Genomic DNA, 16,733 nt, shown 5'->3' on the forward strand with positions numbered 1-16,733 from the left:
GCGGCATGCACAAGCCTGTCGACCGGTTCGAAGATTACCTGCCACTGCCTGCCTATGATGTCGTCATCCCCTGCTACAACCGCGCGCATGTGGTCGCAGATGCGGTCGCGAGCGTGTTGGCGCAGGATCATTCGCCGGCACGCGTCATCGTGGTGGACGACGGATCGGGTGATGACAGCGCAGGAGTGATCCGCGGACTGGAGACGGCGCATCCAGGGCGCGTGACCGGTGTTATCCTGCCGCGGAACGAAGGCGCTTCCAACGCGCGCAATGTCGGCACTGCCCTGTGCCATTCGCCGTGGATCGCCTTTCTCGACAGCGACGATGTCTGGCTGCCGGGGGCGGCACGCGCGCTGGTCGGGGCAGGGCACGGCGCCGATGTGGTGGTCGGTCACTTCGCACGTGTGGAGGGTGACGGCGCTCCTGGCGCGCCAGAATGTGGCTGGTGGGGTGACGATATCCAGGTAGCGCTGGGGCAGGGCGGTGTGATCGGACCGTCGTGGTCGATCGTGCGGCGTGGCTGCGTGACGGCGGTCAACGGCTTCGACCCGAGCTTCCACAACTGCAACGACTGGGATTTCTACGTTCGCGCGGCGGCGGCCGGCGCACGGTTCCGCCGGATTGACATGCTCGTGGCCCTGTACCGGACAGTGGCTGGCAGCCGCCTGGTCAGCGACGTCGGCGTCGGAGCCAGGAACGCGCAACGGGTGCTGGCCCATCCCTATCTGACCGCGAGGCGCCGGGCGGAGCCGGCAATCTGAGAGGACCGGCCCGGCGGGTCCTACGCGTTCTGCATACCTGATCGCCGGAGAGCGAGGCGAGCGCGGATCTCGTCCTCAGGCACAATCTCGATCATCGCGCCGGATCGCCGCAGTTCCTCGGCGCGCCGATAGTCGGCCTGTGCTGTGATGTAACGGCCAAAAGGCTGATCGTTGCTGATCACCAGCTTGGTCGTGGTGCTGCCGACCGAGCCCATGATCCTGGCGCCGGCCGCCGCAAGGTGCTGCGCCAGCGCCCCGTTGCGCGGCGCGCCCAGAACGGCGAAGCGCTCCCCCTTTAACGGACCGGCTGCGGCGGGCTTCGGTGCGGTCACACCCCGGCTGTTTGCCGGCGTCAGCCAGCCGGCTAGCTCGATCCCGGTATGTTCGATCGCCCGCACGATCACCATGCCTGCGGCGCGCGCATCGCTGAGCGCGTCGTGGTGCTTGTGTCGAACGCCCAAGAACTTCGCTAGGACGTTCAGCCGGTGGCTGGGAAGGTCCGGCCAGGCTCGCTTGGCCACCCGCACACTGTCGAGCCATCGCGTCTCGATCGGGGTACGGCCATGCAGCTGGCATGCTGCGCCCAGCGCACCCTTGTCGAAGGATGAGTGGGCGACCGTGACCCTGCGGGACAGGTGGCCATCCAGTGCTGCATGGATCTCGGCGAAGGTGGGCGCCCCCGCCACATGGTCGCAGGTGATGCCATGGATATGGGTGTTAAACGATGAGAACTCGTCAAGCGGATCGACCAGGGTCTCGTACTCGAAGATTTCGACACCGCCGGCAAAGCCGACGATGCCGACCTGACAGATGCTGCTGACCCGCGAGCAGGCGGTCTCGACATCGATGACCACGAAGTCAGGATCGATGCCGGCAGCGGGCTGTATGGGCACGGGGAAGGGCAGGGGACGCATCAGGTGGAACATACCGGGCCCGCCGCGGATTTGCACCGACGAAATCCTGTACGAACGGCCTTTGCGTGACTGACAGAACGCAAATCGCGTACCATATGAACCCTTTGCACCAGCGGAGACGACCATGAGCCTTGCAGGACGCGAATTGCGGTCGATGATCGACCAAGACGGGACATTTATCCTGACGCTTGATGAGGTCGAGGTCGGCGATCCGGCGGGGGACGAGATTGTCGTCCGCGTCGAGGCGGCGCCGATCAATCCCAGCGACCTGGGCCTGCTGCTCGGCCCGGTGGACATGGCGACCCTCACCCCGCATGTGAATGGCCGCGTTGGCTTGATGGGCAGGGTGCCGCACGAACGCCTGGCTGGCGTTGCCGGACGGGTCGGCCGGTCCATGCCGGTCGGCAATGAAGGGGCGGGCACCGTGGTAGCGGCAGGCCGCGATGTCGCGCATCTGACGGGTTGTCGCGTCGGCGTGATCGGCGGGGGCATGTATGCCGATTATCGCCGCCTGAAAGCGCGCGACGTGATCCCGCTGCCGGCTGGTGTGCAGGCCAGGGACGGCGCATCCATGTTCGTGAACCCGCTGACGGCGCTGGGCTTCGTGGAAACAGCTAGGAGCGAAGGCCACAAGGCCATCGTCCACACTGCAGCAGCTTCCAACCTGGGGCAGATGCTGCAGAAGATCTGCCTGGCCGACGGAGTACCCTTGGTGAACATCGTGCGCTCGCCGCAACAGGCCGAGTTGCTGCGGGCGATCGGCGCGACGCACGTCCTGAACAGCAAGGACGAGGGCTTCACCGACCGCCTGAGGGAAGCGATAGCGGAGACAGGGGCAACGATCGCCTTCGATGCAATCGGTGGCGGCACGCTGGGCGGGCAGATCGTGGAAGCCATGGAACGCGCAGCTGTCGGCCGCCTGTCGGAATACAACCGGTACGGATCGACCGAAGTCAAGCAACTGTACATCTATGGCGGGCTCGACACCGGCCCGACCATCATGAACCGGGCCGGCTTCGGGTTCCAGTGGAGCATATCGGGCTGGCTGCTGTTCCCCTTCCTGCAGAAGGCGGGCGCGGAGGTGACTGGGCGCATGCGTGACCGCGTCGTCGCGGAACTGACGACCACCTTTGCCAGCAACTATACGCGGGTGATCGGCCTGGCCGAAGCTCTCGATCCCGCTGTGCTGCGCGCGTATGAACGCAAGGGTACGGGCGAGAAGTTCCTGATCGATCCAGGCCGCGACTGATCAAGGACATGTGGCGATGCGGCGGCGGCCGTTCGCGTCAACGACCGTTCAGAGCACGCTTGGCATCGAAGACCGCATCGGCCGCCTGACCTTTGACCCGGGTGACGTCTTCGTCGAACTGGGCGACAATGGCTGGTGCGGTAAGGCCATCCATCCCTTCGCGAACCAGTCTTTGATACTCTTGCCGGCTGTCGGCCTTGGCGAACATGCGGGCGCGATGTTCGGAGATCGCAGCTTCCAGCTTGATGCGGTCGCTCGGGCCCACATCGCCGCGAGCCTCGGCCAGGCTGGTTTCGTAGGCAGCCTGGCTGCTACCGTCGATCACTGTCGGACCGCCGGCATCACCGCAGCCGCTGACGAGGATGCAGGCAACCAGGAAAGGCGGAAGTCGCATTGGTGATCTCCTGTAAACCGCGCGACAGCGCTGGCGACGTCAGCTTGGCAAACCGACCGGTCTTCGCCGCGTTCCTGCCTATGTGCCGTCGCCGCAGCGGGGGGTGGGTCCATGGAAGAGGTCGAAGGGAATGAGGCCGCTCGATCCCCGCGACCGACCATTGTTGCCGCTAATTAGAAAAGACACTTTCTCCGCCATTTAGAGATGTCACCATTTGCGGCAGCAGGGGCAGCGTGGAGCATTCCACACGGCGCAGCGCTGACCCTGCTGAGGCGCAAGGGCAGTGGTAGGGTGCCGCGGACCCGCTGCGTCAGCAGTGGGCTTGCTCAGCTAGCCTTTGCATAGATATGGGTGATGATCTGCCCCCAATTGCGAGCTTCTCTGAAGGCAGGATGTTTGCCAAGTTCAAAACGTTCACGGTGCCGACAGGGCGCTAAAGGGTACTTATGCTCCGGCAAGCGGTATTGCTGTACCGCTAAGCAGCTGATGGGAATCGGAAAATGTTGATTGCTCCCTTCCTGTTAATGGCTGCCGAAGTGGCCTGTCCAACGGCGCCGGAACGGATCGAGATCTCGGCTGTGCAGATTGATGGCGAGGATATCGGTGGTGCAACTATCGCAGATGCTCCGGACCACTACCGGTTGGGAGACCTTGTGTACCAAGGTCACGGCATCAAGATCGTCTCTTCCGATCCTCGTTTCCAGAACTTGGTTTTGGATCAGCAAGCTGGTCTGCGTCATCAGTGTGGTAATATCGTATTTCTTCCATCAGGCTGGAATGCCACTGATCCTGATCTGGCTCAAAGAAAGCTGGATATTCAAGCAAGGGTTTCAACCCGACAATCTTCTCCTGGCTCAATAGCTGCCGGCCAACTCGGCGCTGGCCCGCTGATCGACGGCTACATGCCTGGCCCTTCTTGGCCCGTATATAGCGATGGTAAGTTCTTCCTCGGCTTGATGTATCCTGAGACGGGAGCTGCAAGCACCGCGGTCGTTGCGTTTGCGTCGCTTCCAAGCTTATCGCCTGCGTTTAAATTGGCTGAGCTACCGATGAAGCTGGACACGCTAAGTGTGGTTCCAGATATTCATGGGCCAAACAGGTACATCAATCTCACGTCGCTTGACGAGGAAGGAACGACCCACATAGTTCTTTTGCTTGATCAAGATACTGTTCTAAACATAGAGCATGATCTGTCAGAACTGAATGAAGCAGGCGATAATGAACTGTCGGGAGCAAGCTCCCGGGGCTCTCGTTAGTACTTCTTCCTCGCTCAAGTCTGATCTTAAACTCCTTGGCTACCGCACGTACTCACCCAACCCACGGGCGATCAGCTCTTCGTTGGAGAGGCGAGGACCACGTGGGAGCGGTGGTCGGCCGCGACGCGCGGGCTTTGCCTTGTCTGCCTGAGCCGGCTTGGCGAACACGCCGAACGATTGCGAGCTGCGCGCCGGCTCGCTGTTGTTCCGCTTGCTGTGGTGCGGTGCCACCTCCTGCATGAGCCGGGCGACCTCCAGCGCGGCATCAAGATGTTTGTTATCGACGATCGCTGCCTGGTTCACCCGGCGCATCTTGTCGAACACGGTGTAGGGAAGGGCGCGCCCCTCGTGCCGGATCTCGATCCTGCCATCAGGGTACTCGCAGACCTCGATCCACTTGCGCGCGAGCGCCTCGCTGACCGGCGTCGGTTCGAGGATGAACATCGCCTTGTTGTAGTGCAGCGTCAGCGCTCCGGTCACGGTCCGCTGCTCCCGCCAGACCATCTCCGCGTCGACGTTCTCGTGCGGTGCCAGCGGACGATGCACGTCGCGCGGGTCCAGCGCGGGCCGGGCGAACTGCCGATTATGCCGCTCCATGTAGGACGGCAGGAAGGCATTGGCTTCCTCGATGCTGCAGATGCCTTCGAGGCGCATGGCCTTGACCAGGCGGTCCTGCAGCGTTGCGTTGACCCGCTCGACCCGTCCCTTGGCTTGCGGCGAGTTGGCGCAGATGATCTCGATGTTGAGAGCATCCAGCGCTCGCCCGAGATGGCTCATCCCGTCGCCGTCTGCAGTTGCCATGTTGTTGCGAAACGGGCTGTGCTTATCCGAATACAGCGCCACCGGCTTGCCGTGCCGTTCGATATACGTTCGCGTCGCGCGCATATAGGAGAAGGCGCTCTCGCTCTCGACCATCTTGAGATGCATCAGCTCGCTGGTGGCATCGTCGATATAGACCAGCAGCGTGCATTGCGGGCCGCGATCCTCGAACCACCAGTGCTTCGAGCCATCGACCTGGATCAGCTCGCCGCGGCAGTCCCGCCGATAGCGAGGCTGGTAAGGGCGAGGGCGCCGTGCAGCGCGGTCCTTCCACAAACCATCCGCGATCATCCACTTGCGCAGCGTCTCGTGAGAAATGGTGATCTGGTGCCGTTCAGCCAGATACTCGGCCGCCAGCGTCGGACCAAAATCGCTGTAGTGCTGCCGGACGAGATTTATCACCCGAGCCCGATACTCGCTGCTGAAGCTGCGGTTGCTTGGCCGGCCGCGCTTCCAGGATACCAGCGCCTCAGGTCCACCAGCGCGCAACCTGTCCCGCAGCCGGTAGACCTGCCGGCGGCAGACGCCGATCAGCTCGGCTGCGTCCTCGATCCTCAGCTCGCCGCGGTCAAACCGCTGCAGGGTATCGTAGCGTCCAAGCTCGCCATGGCTCATTGCCACCACCGTCATAAGCGCATCTCCCGACCTCGGGAGATCATGCCACTCAAACCGCGAGCGCCGCGAGCCGTCCTCGGTGTGACGTCTCTAACTTGCGGGCAGTGACATCTCTAACTTGCGTCTACACCATTAAGGACGATAATCGATATTATGTAAAATCACGCTTGAGTCAGAAGTGTCATGTCGCAGAACGGAAGACCAGCGCGATGATCGCGAAGATCGAGATCCAGACCGCCGCAAAAATCATCTTGCGATGGCTGCTGATGTTTCGCAGCGCGCCGGAACGCCAGATCAGCACCAGCCATGCGAGCATTGCCACAATCGAAACCAGCGCCGCCTCGCTCATCTCAGACGTCCATCTGCAAACCGTCGTGCCCGGCAATGACACCAGCAGGAAGCTCGCTGCAGAGCGTCGCGTAGTCCATGCTCTTGTCCAGATGCGTCAGGATCGTGGTGCCGGCACGGCAGCGATGCGCGAAGTCGAGCGTCATTGTCAGGTGCGAGTGGCTCGGATGCGGTTCGCGGCGCAGGCAGTCGGCCACCAGCACGTCCACACCGTCGAACAGATCCAGCATCTCGTCGGTAATCTCCGAGAAATCGGTCGCATAGCCCAGTGATCTGCCATCGGCTTCGAAGCGCAGGCCGGTGCTGCTGATCGGCCCATGCGGCATCTCGCACCAGTCCACCGCAAATCCGGACTGGATCCGCACCCGATCAAGCGTGTCGAGTTCCACGATAGTGGGATAGCCGAACTGCCCGGCGAAAACATAGCTGAACCGGTTGCGTAGCCGCCGTGCTGTCTCGGTATCGGCGAACCCCGGAATAGGACCATACCGACCGAAGCGCAGAGCTCGCAGATCGTCGATGCCATGCGTATGATCGGCGTGATCATGCGTCCAGAACACGGCGTCTACCCGCCCAATGTCATTGTCGAGCAACTGATGGCGCAGGTCCGGCCCCGTATCGACCAGCAGCCGCGCACCTTCGGCGCTTTCCACGACGATCGACACCCGCGTGCGTCGGTTACGCGGCTCGGACGGATCGCAATCGCCCCAGTCATTGCCGATGCGCGGCACGCCGGTCGACGTTCCGGATCCCAGCATGATCAGTTTCATGCCGCCGCCTGCGCCGGTACCGCCTTGGTAAACAGAGCGTGGAAGTTTCGGGTTGTGGCTCCGGCCAACTGCTCCAGCGGCTCGCTTCGCAAGGTCGCCACAAACTGGGCGGTGTCCCGCACGTAAGCAGGTTCGCACATCTTGCCGCGATGCGGCACTGGCGCCAGGAACGGACTGTCCGTTTCGACCAGCAATCTGTCGGCGGGGATTTCGCGGGCAAAGTCCTGCAATTCACGGGCGTTCTTGAACGTGACGATGCCGGAAATCGAGATCGCCAGGCCAAGATCCAGCACTGCCCGGCCAAATGCCGGCGTGCCGGTGAAGCAGTGGATCAGAGCAGTAAAGGCACCCTCCCCCAGCTCCTCCCGCAGGATCGCCAGCGTATCTTCTTCCGCATCGCGGGTGTGAATTACCACTGGCAGGCCGGTCTGCCGCGCCACGGAGATATGTAGCCGGAACAGCGTCTGTTGCCGCGCGCGATCGGAATGGTCGTAATGGTAATCAAGGCCTGTCTCGCCCAAGGCGATCACGCGCGGATGGTCAGCCTGCTGCAGCAGGTCGGTCGCGGTCAGATCGGGATGCTGGTCAGCCTCGTGCGGGTGGATGCCGATACACGCCCAGACGTCAGTCTCACGATCTGCGACGGCGATGACGTCCGCCCACTCGCTCTGCCGGGTAGAGATGTTGAGGAAGCCGCCGACACCCGCGGCGCGTGCGCTGGCCAGCACCTCGGCCTGCCGCTCGACCACACCCTTGTAGTTGAGGTGACAATGGCTGTCGACGAGCATCAGGCCCCCAGATCAAGCCGCGGGAACACCGGCACCGGCTTGTCGATCTGAAACGACAGCGGAGTGTCGTCAGCCAAGCTGCCGAAATTCCGTCGATCGTCGGGGATGGTCAGTGCATCGAGCAGCTGTTCGGCCGCACTTGGGACTACCGGTGCAACAGCGATCGCCAAGCGGCGGATACAGTCGCAAAGGACGTGAAGCACCGTTTGCATCCGGACGGGATCGGTCTTCCGCAACGCCCAGGGGGCCTGCTCGTCGACGTAGGCATTGCAGGCAAAAACCGCCTGCATCCACGCCTCCAGCCCGGCGGCAAAGGCGAGCCGTTCGAACGCTTCCGGCAACTCGATCGAACAGGCATGGCCGACCTTGTCCTGCAAGGCCCGGTCTGCTTCGGTCGGTTCGCCCTGGGCGCTCACCTCGCCATCGCAGTTCTTGGCGATGAAGCTCAGCACGCGCTGCGCCAGATTGCCGAAACTGTTGGCCAGTTCCGCGTTGGCGCGGCTGATTATTGCCTCAGGCGACCAGGTACCATCCTGCCCGAAGCTGAATTCGCGCAGCAGGAAATATCGCAGGACATCCACGCCGAACCGCTCCGCCAGTGCCAGCGGATCGGTGACATTGCCCAGCGACTTGGATTCTTTCTGCCCGCGATTGAGCAGGAAGCCATGCGCGAACACTGCCTTGGGGAGCGGCAGGCCCGCGCTCATCAGGAAGGCCGGCCAGTACACCGCGTGGAAGCGCACGATGTCCTTGCCGATCAGGTGCAGGTCCGCCGGCCAGAACTTCTCGAACGTGGCCTTGTCGTCGGGGTAACCGATGCCGGTAAGATAGTTGGTCAGGGCGTCGACCCAGACATACATCACATGCTCGTCTGCACCGGGTACCTTGACGCCCCAGTCGAAGCTGGTGCGGCTGACTGACAGATCATTCAGTCCACCTTCGACAAAGCGCATGACCTCGTTGCGGCTGCGATCCGGCCGGACCCACTCCGGATTATCGCGGAGCAAGGCCAGCAACGGCTCCTGATAGCGGGACAGGCGAAAAAACCAGCTTTCCTCGGCCGTCCACTCTACCGGTGTGCCCTGCGGCGAAAGCTTCTCACCGCCCTCCCCGATTGTCAGTTCCGCTTCGTCGTAATAGGCTTCGTCGCGGACCGAGTACCAGCCCTCGTACCGGTCCAGATACAGATCGCCATTTGCCTCCATCGCCTGCCACAAGGCTTGACTGGCAAGGTGATGCGCATCCTCGCTGGTGCGGAAGAACCGGTCGTAGCTGATCCCAAGAACATCAAACAGGTCACGGAAATGTCCGGACATCTCGTCTGCAAGAGCTCGGGGAGTGATGCCCAGATCGCGCGCCTTCTGCGCCATCTTCAGCCCGTGTTCGTCCGTGCCGGTCTGAAACCGGACGTCACGTCCACGCGCTCGCTGGAACCGGGCCAGTACGTCCGCCGCCACGGTCTCGTAGGCGTGGCCCAGATGTGGGCGGCCGTTGGGATAGTGGATCGCGGTGGTGAGATAGAATGGGTCAGCCATGCGCGGCTTCCCTAGGGGCCGCCATCCGGGCGAGCAAGCCGCCGATTTCCATCACCAGCAGTCCGGGATCGTAATTGTGGGTCGGCGCCTGCACGACCAGTTGCACCAGTTGCGCATGACTGTCTGCCAGTAGCCTCTGCGCCGCCGGTGGAGTATCGCGCAGGCGTGACACGGCCACCGCGCGCGCCAGATCGATGGTCGCCAGCTGCCGCCTGCGGTCAGGTCGCACCCCGATTGCTTCGGTGAGGCGGCCGCGACGGGAGAAGTCGCGATCACCATGGGTGGCGATCTCGCGCATCAGCTGATGGATCGGGCCCAGATCCAGCTCGACGAAGTCCAGTGCCGTGCCCGGCGAGCCACCTGCGCTCTCGATCGCCGCCGCCCGTGCTGCGGCATCGGCCTGAGGCGCCTCGGTTTGCAGGATCACGTCGATCTGCCCGGCGGAAAGCGCCGGAAACTGGAGGATGCGGCAGCGCGACCGGATAGTCGGCAACAGACGACCCAAGCGATGCGCAATCAGGATGAAGTAACTGCCGACAGGCGGTTCCTCCAGGCTCTTGAGCAGCGCATTGGCAGAGGCCGGCTCCAGATCGTCGGCCGCGTCGATGATGATTGCCCGTCGTGCGCCAAGCGTGGGCCGTGTGGTGAGGCGCCCCTGCATCTGGCGCACCTGATCAACCGCGATGTTGCGCTTTGTCTGGTAGGGCTTGCCCTCGTCCCGCTTCTTCTCTTCGTCGGGGTTGGCAGGCAATGGCTGCAGCAGGAGGATGTCGGGATGATCGCCCGCAGGCTGCGGCTGCCCGTCCTCCGCAACCAGCATGCGGGCAGCAGCCAGCGCAAAGTGGCGCTTGCCGATGCCGCGCCGACCGGCCAAGATCCAGCCATGATGCAGCCGTGGCCCGGCCAGGGCGCGTTGCCACTCGGCCCATGGTTCGTCGTGGCCGGTCAGCATGGATGCGGAGCGCCGATCGCCGTCAAGATGCGGTGGTGCACAGCCGCGGGGCTGCCGGTGGCATCGATGCGGATGAAGCGATCCGGATCAGCGACCGCCAGTTCCGCGAACCGGATTGCGACGCCGGCGTGGTAGCCCGCGTCCCGCCCGCCGATCGCATCGCTGCTGCCGCCGTCGCGCGCATGCAGCCGCTCGCCCGCCTGATCGGCGCCGAGTTCCAGCAGCAGGGTCTTGCCCGGCAGCAAGCCGTGCGAACCGATGCGGTGAATGGCCAGCAGGTCGGCATCGTCCAGACCCCCCTCCCCGCCCTGGTAGGCTCTCGACGAGTCGAGGAAGCGGTCGCACACCACCCAAGCTCCGCGCGCCAGCGCCGGGATGATGGTCCGTGCGACATGATCGGCGCGTGCCGCCGCAAACAGCAGGGCCTCCGCCGCAGCAGTCCAGCCTGGCGCCGGCGGAGCAAGCAGCATTTGGCGGATTGCCTCCGCACCAGGCGTACCGCCCGGCTCCCGCGTCAGCAGCACTTCCAGCCCGCTTTGCCGCAAGGTATCCGCCAGCAGCCGCGCCTGGGTCGACTTGCCGGCACCCTCGCCGCCTTCCAGGGAGATGAAGCGACCCGCAGGACGCGTCACGAGACGAAGCCGACCAGACCGTTGCGCAGCCGCCGGAACAGGCTCGCCTCCGCGACCTCCTCCGCGGCGACCAGCGGCACGTCATGCGCGATCTGACCGGGGGCGCTGACCCGCAGGAATGCCACCGTCTGGCCGGCCTTGACCGGCGCTTCCAGCGGACCGCGGTAATGCACCTCCATCCGGGTGTCGGCCACTTCGCCTCGGGCCATGCTCGTCAGTACGGGGCTAGCGGTCCGCAAGGCCACGCTATCCGCCGCGCCGCCTTGCACCCGCGCCTGGCCGACGCGTGCGCCGGCGGCCAGCAACTGGCGGCTGTCGAAGGCGGCGAAACCCCACTCGATGAGATCCCGGGCAACCTGATTGCGTAGCGGGATGTTCGGCACGGCCCCCAGCACCATCACCAGCCGTCGATCGCCACGCTGCGCTGATCCGACAAAGGTGTAGCCAGCCTGGCGGGTGTAGCCCGTCTTGATGCCGTCCGCGCCATCCACCCGGCCGGTGATCGGATCATGATTGGCCTGGGTGATCCCGCGCCAGGTGAAACCGTGATTGCCGATGTAGCGGCTGTAGAGCTGCGGATATCGGGTGACCATCGCCTCCGCCAGTCGGGCCAGGTCGCGCGCGCTGGAATAGGTGCGGCCCTCGTCTGGGTAGCCGTTGGGCGATCCGTAATGCGTGTCGCGCATACCCAGTTCGGCCGCGTTGGCGTTCATCAGGTCGAGCCAGCCGGGCAGGCTGCCAGCTGCGGTCAGGGCGAGCATCACTGCCGCATCGTTGCCGGAGACGGTGGTCGTGCCCATCAGCAGCTGGTCGACCGTGACCTGCTCCCCTTCCTTCAGGAACATGGAGGAGCCCTCGCCCGACCACAATTCTTCCACCACGCGCGGCACCGTGACGACCTGTTCCGCCTTCAGCGTGCCCGCGCCCAGCAGTTTGAACATGCTGTAGGCCGTCATCACCTTCGTTACGGAAGCCGGCACGAAGCGGCGCGTGGCGTCACGTTCGAACAGCACCTGTCCGCTGGACAGATCGACCAGATAGGCGACCGGCACTTCAACCGGAACGGGTGCCGTTTCCGCTGTCGGCGCCAGCATGATGGCTGGCCGCTGGATGTCAGGGCGGGTGGGGACCGGCGCGCGCTGTGCTTGCGCCACGGCAACGCCACTACACAGGATCAGCGCGCCAAGCGCGAGCAACTTCTTCAAGATGTAATCCTTCAGCCCCGCACGATCAGCGGGCAATCTCGTCTGCCAGCAGGCCGACGCTCATCGCATAATAGTTCGAGCAATTGTACTCCAGGATCACCCGATAGTTCTGGGTGATGAGGTAGCTTGGCGCTGCCGGACCGTCCGGTTCGAACAGCGCCGCCATGGCATCATCAGCGATCGCACCTTGCGGGGTCACGCCCATCGCGCGCCATTCGGCCACCGTCCGCCACTGGCTGTGGCGGACATGGACGCGTGGACAGATCGGCGCGACCACTTCGGTCATGAGTGCGGCCCGATCCACGGTGTTCGGCGCATAGGCGCGCACACCCCACGGCTGGCCGGGGCGCCAACCGGCATCGCGGAAGTAGTTGGCGATGGAGTGCAGCGTATCCGGCTCGCTGGTCCAGATGTCGCGTACCCCGTCCCCGTCGCCATCCACCGCCAGCCGCAGATAGACGGATGGCAGGAATTGCGGGTTGCCGAATGCACCGGCCCAGCTGCCCACCATGGTCTGGCGCGGAATGCCCGTCTCGAGGATGCGCAGCGTGTCGATCAGTTCGCCTTCGAACAGCTCACGCCGGCGCCCTTCCCATGCCAGCGTCGCCAGCGATCGCACCAGATCGAAATTGCCGCGCACCGCGCCATAGGAGGTTTCATGCCCCCAGATGGCGAACAGGATGGGCGCAGGCACGCCATAACGCGCCTCAACGGTCGCGGCGAGCGGCTGAAGACGGCCGTAGGCACGCCGGCCGCCATCAATCCGCGCCTGCGTGTTGTGGCTCTGCAGATATGGGGCCAGCGGCGGGAAACCTCGAGCCGCACCGCCCGACGACGTGTTGTCACCATCCAGGGCGATCACGCGCTGATTTGGGGTGAGGCCGGCAAAGGCACTGGCGATGGTCGCCTGGCTGACCCCCGCATCGCGGGCCTTGGCCGCAACCTGCTGCAGGTACGCGTCGAAGGACGTATCCTGCGCACAGGCGGGGACACAGGCGAACAATGCCAAGCAGGCAGCGAACAGCGGACGGATCGGCAAACGGAACATGGCGGGCCTTGTGGCAAAAGCATGGGCCCGGTGCAAACCTTCCAGTTGCCCATCTGCTCCACCGCCGCGCCATTTTGCTTGGCGTTGCCGCCGTCGCAAGCTAGCGGCGTCGCGCACGGACAGGTGGCCGAGTGGTTTAAGGCAGCGGTCTTGAAAACCGCCGTGGGTTCACGCTCACCGTGGGTTCGAATCCCACCCTGTCCGCCAGCTCTCCGCCCGATGGCGGACCCTTGTTCAAACAAATGTCAAGAATGACTCGCTAGATCCACGCTTCCGGGGCACCTCGCCCGGCAGGAGGATTAGGTTCATGCATCACCCCCAGCAGCACGCCCCGCAGATCGAGCGATCGGCTGACGCGTTGGCCGACGAGATCGCCGGCACGCTGCTGCACCGGTTCGGCAAGTTACCGGCCGATGCGCTGCCGCGGGACTGGCTCGATGCGACCATCCTGACCGTGCGCAACGATGTGGTGGAACGGTGGGTGGCCAGCACACGGGCCACCCAGCAGCGCGGGCTGAAACAGGTAAACTATCTCAGCCTGGAGTTCCTGATCGGCCGGCTGCTGTCCGACACGATCCGCAACCTGGGCCGCGATGGCGAGGTTGCCGACGCCCTGCGCAGCCTCGGGGTGGATCTGGCATCTCTCGAGACACTGGAGCCCGACGCAGCGCTGGGCAACGGGGGCCTTGGCCGGCTCGCCGCCTGCTTCATGGACAGCCTGGCCAGCATGGCGCTGCCCGCGTTCGGCTATGGCATACGCTACATCAACGGCATGTTCAGCCAGCGGATCGATCCGGCGGGGGAGCAGGTCGAACTGCCGGAGACCTGGCTGGCGAATGGCAACCCGTGGGAGATAGAGCGGCGCGACTCGGTACACCGGGTGGGCTTTGGCGGAGCCTGGCAGCGGGATGATGATGGCCGGGTGCACTGGACGCCGGCAGAGCTGGTGGAGGCGGTCGCGGTCGACATGCCGGTGGTCGGCTGGCGCGGGCGGCACGTCAACACGCTGCGGTTGTGGACGGCACGGGCGATCGACCCGCTGCAGCTGGAGGTGTTCAACCGCGGCGATTTCACCGGCGCACTGGCCGACCAGACCCGGGCGGAGACACTGGTCCGCGTGCTCTACCCCAATGACAGCACGCCTGCCGGGCAGGAGTTGCGATTGAGGCAGGAATATTTCTTCGCCTCCGCCTCCATCCAGGACATCGTGCAGCGTCATCTGCACAGCCACGGCACGCTGGACACCCTGCCGGACAAGGCGGCGATCCAGTTGAACGACACGCATCCGGCGATCGGCGTGGCCGAACTGCTGCGCCTGCTGATCGACGAACACCAGCTGCCATACGAAGCCGCGTGGGATATTACCCGCCGCACCTTCGCCTACACCAACCACACCCTGCTGCCGGAGGCGCTGGAAAGCTGGCCGCTGCCGCTGCTCGGCCGGTTGCTGCCGCGTCACCTCGAACTCATCTTCCGGATCAACGCCGACGTGCTGGCGCAAGCACGGACCAATCCGGAACTCGACCCACGGGGCGTGGCTGCCGTCAGCCTGATCGACGAGGCGGGCGAACGGCGGGTGCGCATGGCGAACCTGGCCTTTGCCGGATCGCACAGCGTGAACGGCGTCGCGGCGCTGCACAGCCAGCTGATGCGGGAAACCGTGTTCGCCGACCTGAACCGCCTCTATGCCGGGCGCATCAACAACAAGACCAACGGCATCACGCCACGCCGCTGGCTGGGCGGGTGCAATCCGGGACTGACCGCCCTGCTTAGGGACGCAATCGGACCCGCTTTCACGGACGATCTGCGCCACATCGCCGCCGCGCGGAGCCTTGCCGACGACGCGGCCTTCCGGGAGCGGTTCCTCGGCGTGAAGAGAGCCAACAAGGCTCTGCTGGTGGCGCAGGTTGCAGCGTCGACCGGTTTGCAGCTGGATCCGGACGCCATGTTTGACGTGCAGGTTAAACGTATCCACGAATACAAACGCCAGCTGCTCAACATCCTGCACACCATGGTGCTGTACGAACGCATCCGTGCCCGGCCGCAAGGCGACTGGGTACCGCGGGTCAAGCTGTTCGCCGGGAAGGCGGCGTCCAGCTATGCGCGCGCCAAGCAGATCATCCGGCTGGCCAACGATGTCGCGCACAGGATCAATGCCGATCCCGTGGCCGCAGGTCGTCTGCAGGTGGTGTTCCTGCCGGATTACAATGTCAGCCTGGCCGAACGGATCATGCCCGCGGCCGACCTGTCCGAACAGATCTCGACTGCCGGGATGGAGGCATCGGGTACCGGCAACATGAAGCTGGCGCTGAACGGCGCCCTGACGATCGGCACGCTGGACGGCGCCAACATCGAAATGCGGGATCATATCGGCGCTGCCGACATGGAGATCTTCGGCATGACAGCGGCAGAAGTCGCCGCCTTGGTGCGTGCGGGCTACCGCCCGACGGAACTGCTCGCAGGATTGCCGGAACTCGAGCAGGTGCTGGCCGCCTTGCGCCAGGGCGAATGGTCCCCTGATGATGCCGGACGTCACGCAACGCTGGTGGACAGCTTGCTGAACGAAGACCGGTACATGCTGCTCGCTGATTTTGCTGCCTATGACGCGGCGCAGTCTGCCGTCGACCGGCGCTGGCGCGACCGGGATGGCTGGGCGGCGTCTGCGGTTCGAAACGTGGCCGGCATGGGCTGGTTTTCATCCGATCGCACGATCGCCGAATATGCCGCGGAGGTGTGGCAGGTGCACGGATGACCGGCCGGGCGCCGGCCGGACCTTATTTCTCGACTAACGGCTGATGTTGCATTAACGCTTAATGACATTCGCCAGCGGAAATAGCTGGGATAAACATTTGTTTATCCGCGTCTGGTGAACCTCGAAGGGCCTTGCCAGATGCGTGTTCTACTCGTCGAAGACGAACCGATGATTTCCATGCTCCTGTGCGACATGGTCGAGATGGCCGGGCATGAAGTTGCCGGGGAAGCCGGAAGCGTGGATCGTGCCATGCAGATGGTCGAGGAGGTCACGGCCGACGCTGCAATCGTGGATCTGCGGCTGCACAATCGCGACAGCTATGGCGTGATGCAGGAATTGCGCAAGAAGGGCATCCCGTTTGCGGTCGCCAGCGGCTTTGGTGCGGACATCGACCGCAGCCTCGCCGGCGAGGATGTGCCGATCGTATCGAAGCCCTACTCGTCTGGCGAGGTAGCCGCCGTCCTGAGCCGCCTTGCCGGCTGAAACTCTACCTCATTTCTTGTCTTTGGGGATGTGCAGTCCGCGATCTTTCAGATCGGGATAGTCCTCGGGAGACACGGACGACTGGTTTTCCAGCGCCTTGTGATCCTTGATGGTCTTGCTGTCGTCCTTGTCGGCCGCCAGATGATCGGGCTTGTCGCTCATCTCGAAATCGATGCCTCCTGAAGTGTGTTCTGCCAACACATCAGGAGACG

General features: G+C 64.1%; 17 protein-coding genes and 1 tRNA gene. 6 read left to right on the forward strand and 12 right to left on the reverse strand.

What is annotated here, in order from left to right; all coding sequences use genetic code 11:
- Positions 1–5 precede the first annotated feature (5 nt).
- Positions 6–761, forward strand: a complete 756-nt coding sequence (locus tag PK98_RS04705; protein ID WP_052208041.1) for a glycosyltransferase family 2 protein — start codon at positions 6–8, stop codon at positions 759–761.
- Positions 762–781: 20 nt separating this feature from the next.
- Here the strand turns inward: PK98_RS04705 and PK98_RS04710 are convergent, their stop codons facing one another.
- Positions 782–1,675: an exonuclease domain-containing protein gene (locus PK98_RS04710; RefSeq protein WP_152608607.1), complete on the reverse strand. Its 894-nt coding sequence runs from the start codon at positions 1,673–1,675 to the stop codon at positions 782–784.
- 154 nt (positions 1,676–1,829) lie between these two features.
- On the opposite strand from PK98_RS04710, the gene PK98_RS04715 reads away from it, so the two are divergent.
- Positions 1,830–2,924: a zinc-binding dehydrogenase gene (locus PK98_RS04715; protein ID WP_235425398.1), complete on the forward strand. Its 1,095-nt coding sequence runs from the start codon at positions 1,830–1,832 to the stop codon at positions 2,922–2,924.
- Between the two features lie 37 nt (positions 2,925–2,961).
- Here PK98_RS04715 and PK98_RS04720 read toward each other — a convergent pair whose 3' ends face one another.
- Positions 2,962–3,318 carry a hypothetical protein gene (locus PK98_RS04720; protein WP_039094659.1) on the reverse strand — a complete coding sequence of 119 codons (357 nt, stop codon included), beginning with the start codon at positions 3,316–3,318 and terminating at the stop codon, positions 2,962–2,964.
- 500 nt (positions 3,319–3,818) lie between these two features.
- Here PK98_RS04720 and PK98_RS16660 point away from each other — a divergent pair, with 500 nt between their 5' ends.
- A complete protein-coding gene (locus PK98_RS16660) occupies positions 3,819–4,574 on the forward strand; it encodes a hypothetical protein (protein ID WP_152608534.1) in 756 nt (251 codons plus the stop codon).
- A gap of 39 nt (positions 4,575–4,613) precedes the next feature.
- Here PK98_RS16660 and PK98_RS04730 read toward each other — a convergent pair whose 3' ends face one another.
- The 9 genes from PK98_RS04730 to PK98_RS04765 all read right to left on the reverse strand — a co-directional run bounded on the left by PK98_RS04730 (position 4,614) and on the right by PK98_RS04765 (position 13,286).
- Entirely contained in the window at positions 4,614–6,023 is a 1,410-nt protein-coding gene (locus PK98_RS04730; RefSeq protein ID WP_039094663.1) for an ISNCY family transposase, read from the reverse strand.
- A 166-nt stretch (positions 6,024–6,189) separates the two neighbouring features.
- On the reverse strand, positions 6,190–6,357 hold the full coding sequence (locus PK98_RS17005; protein WP_161792404.1) for a hypothetical protein: 168 nt from the start codon (positions 6,355–6,357) through the stop codon (positions 6,190–6,192).
- A 1-nt stretch (position 6,358) separates the two neighbouring features.
- On the reverse strand, positions 6,359–7,126 hold the full coding sequence (locus tag PK98_RS04735) for an MBL fold metallo-hydrolase (protein WP_039094665.1): 768 nt from the start codon (positions 7,124–7,126) through the stop codon (positions 6,359–6,361).
- Positions 7,123–7,914 carry a TatD family hydrolase gene (locus PK98_RS04740; RefSeq protein ID WP_039094667.1) on the reverse strand — a complete coding sequence of 264 codons (792 nt, stop codon included), beginning with the start codon at positions 7,912–7,914 and terminating at the stop codon, positions 7,123–7,125. Before PK98_RS04740 ends, PK98_RS04735 begins: the two co-directional genes overlap by 4 nt.
- Positions 7,914–9,449: a methionine--tRNA ligase gene (gene metG / locus PK98_RS04745; RefSeq protein ID WP_039094669.1), complete on the reverse strand. Its 1,536-nt coding sequence runs from the start codon at positions 9,447–9,449 to the stop codon at positions 7,914–7,916. Before metG ends, PK98_RS04740 begins: the two co-directional genes overlap by 1 nt.
- Positions 9,442–10,401: a DNA polymerase III subunit delta' gene (locus PK98_RS04750; protein WP_039094671.1), complete on the reverse strand. Its 960-nt coding sequence runs from the start codon at positions 10,399–10,401 to the stop codon at positions 9,442–9,444. The genes metG and PK98_RS04750 overlap by 8 nt, the downstream gene beginning before the upstream one ends.
- A complete protein-coding gene (gene tmk, locus PK98_RS04755; RefSeq protein WP_039094673.1) occupies positions 10,395–11,033 on the reverse strand; it encodes a dTMP kinase in 639 nt (212 codons plus the stop codon). Before tmk ends, PK98_RS04750 begins: the two co-directional genes overlap by 7 nt.
- The gene (locus PK98_RS04760; protein ID WP_235425399.1) at positions 11,030–12,238 is read right to left on the reverse strand and encodes a D-alanyl-D-alanine carboxypeptidase family protein; all 1,209 of its coding nucleotides are present in this window, start codon (positions 12,236–12,238) and stop codon (positions 11,030–11,032) included. Before PK98_RS04760 ends, tmk begins: the two co-directional genes overlap by 4 nt.
- A gap of 25 nt (positions 12,239–12,263) precedes the next feature.
- Positions 12,264–13,286 (reverse strand): lytic murein transglycosylase, encoded by a 1,023-nt coding sequence (locus PK98_RS04765; protein WP_039094675.1) that lies wholly within the window; start codon positions 13,284–13,286, stop codon positions 12,264–12,266.
- Positions 13,287–13,403: 117 nt separating this feature from the next.
- Here PK98_RS04765 and PK98_RS04770 point away from each other — a divergent pair.
- The 3 genes from PK98_RS04770 to PK98_RS04780 all read left to right on the forward strand — a co-directional run bounded on the left by PK98_RS04770 (position 13,404) and on the right by PK98_RS04780 (position 16,521).
- Positions 13,404–13,493: transfer RNA gene (locus PK98_RS04770), tRNA-Ser, on the forward strand.
- Between the two features lie 100 nt (positions 13,494–13,593).
- Positions 13,594–16,038 carry a glycogen/starch/alpha-glucan phosphorylase gene (locus PK98_RS04775; protein WP_052208043.1) on the forward strand — a complete coding sequence of 815 codons (2,445 nt, stop codon included), beginning with the start codon at positions 13,594–13,596 and terminating at the stop codon, positions 16,036–16,038.
- Positions 16,039–16,176: 138 nt separating this feature from the next.
- Entirely contained in the window at positions 16,177–16,521 is a 345-nt protein-coding gene (locus tag PK98_RS04780) for a response regulator (protein WP_081996039.1), read from the forward strand.
- Positions 16,522–16,530: 9 nt separating this feature from the next.
- Here PK98_RS04780 and PK98_RS17205 read toward each other — a convergent pair whose 3' ends face one another.
- Positions 16,531–16,683 (reverse strand): hypothetical protein, encoded by a 153-nt coding sequence (locus tag PK98_RS17205; protein WP_162835547.1) that lies wholly within the window; start codon positions 16,681–16,683, stop codon positions 16,531–16,533.
- Between the last annotated feature and the right edge of the window lie 50 nt (positions 16,684–16,733).

The organism is Croceibacterium mercuriale, assembly GCF_000802385.1.
In the GTDB taxonomy this organism is placed as follows: domain Bacteria; phylum Pseudomonadota; class Alphaproteobacteria; order Sphingomonadales; family Sphingomonadaceae; genus Croceibacterium; species Croceibacterium mercuriale.